Origin of the sequence: Photorhabdus australis DSM 17609 (genome assembly GCF_000711895.1) — a bacterium.
Classification (GTDB): Bacteria; Pseudomonadota; Gammaproteobacteria; order Enterobacterales; family Enterobacteriaceae; genus Photorhabdus; species Photorhabdus australis.
This window is the reverse complement of record NZ_JONO01000135.1, coordinates 1-1,294: the sequence shown is the minus strand read 5'-3', so window position 1 is coordinate 1,294 and position 1,294 is coordinate 1. Positions and strand designations below refer to the sequence as shown.

The following is a 1,294-nucleotide window of genomic DNA, read 5'->3' as shown; positions in this document are numbered from 1 at the left end:
CTTCCTTTTGTTGTTGGCGATGATTTCGGCCCTTTGCTGCCCTCAACAATAACAGGCAGCGTCATCGCCATCGCAGCGGCAGTCTCCTGACTCATGCCCATTGCTTCAAAGCGTTTTGTCCAGCCGAGTTCGCCCACCTTGCCTGTAGCCGCCTGACCTAACGTATTCACCGCCGACAGGTAATTTCTGAACTCAACCGGCAATGTGCCATCCCGGTCCATATTTTTGAGGGTACGTTCAAACACCGGCCACTGATCAACCAGATAACCATACTTCTGCGCACACTGGCTCGGGTTGCTGTTGCAGAAGTCCATCATTTCCTGCTGATTACGGATATTGGTATCAACCATCTCCTTGATCACCTGCTTACAGCTTTCGCCTTCACAGGTGCGGGCTTGGTGCGCAAAGCTGTCCAGCTCATTCACACTCAGGAAGTTATTCTCCACAACAAGCTAACAGAGAAGAAAATTCCAGCCCAGTGGCTGGAATTTTTGTCACTCAGATAATGGTTCCAAACTAAGTAGGTGAGCTTTTGCTTTTTCTACAATGTACAAAAATTCGTCACACCTGAACTCTAGAATATTATTGTCAGGATAAATAATAATATTCACTGATTTTTTGTCCTCAGATAATGATATTTCCCCCCACTGAACCCTATTAAAAGATAGTTCAGCATAAAGATCATCTCGGCCAACGGAACTACCTACACTATATTCCAACATACTCTTCCTCTCTGTCATTTACTTGGTGGCTCACGGAATCCAATCAATTTTGTACCATCAGCATTAAATCGCAACGCACGTCCATCAGGAGCAATTGCTTCAACTACAGTAATCCTCTGTTTATTTTCAAAAACAAGCCTAGATTCTATTTTGGTATTTGGATTACTTAGTATCTCACTAACTATAGTTTGAGCTTCCTTATTTAAAACAGATGCTTTCTGGCTAGAATATGAATACACAGAACCTTCCCTTCCACCGTGCTTTTGTAATGCACGTCCAGCGTCCGTCAAACCATTACGATTGGGGGTTGAAGCAGCTTGATTAAGGTTATCCCTGGATGGAAGCACACTATTGTTACGTGCATTTTCCTCATCTTGCGGTTCCCAACCATCTGGTGATCCAGAACCGGTTCCACCATACTTAGCCTTTTCTTCATTTGTTAGATTTTTCCCCACATTTGGTTGATTTTCATTATCCACATAATCTGACGAACATGTCCGGCCAAAGGAGCATTGGGTGGCTTTATCTATAGACTCTCCCATTTCCTTTAGTTTCTTGTCCAAAGCTGAAGC

The 1,294-nt window shown here is 43.8% G+C and carries 1 protein-coding gene and 2 pseudogenes; all 3 read right to left on the bottom strand.

Annotation, left to right across the window (positions count from 1 at the left end; genetic code table 11):
• Positions 1–446: pseudogene (locus tag BO26_RS18505) on the bottom strand (hypothetical protein); the annotation flags it as partial.
• A gap of 48 nt (positions 447–494) precedes the next feature.
• Positions 495–722 carry a hypothetical protein gene (locus BO26_RS25010; protein WP_036774099.1) on the bottom strand — a complete coding sequence of 76 codons (228 nt, stop codon included), beginning with the start codon at positions 720–722 and terminating at the stop codon, positions 495–497.
• 14 nt (positions 723–736) lie between these two features.
• Positions 737–1,294: pseudogene (locus tag BO26_RS18495) on the bottom strand (hypothetical protein); the annotation flags it as partial.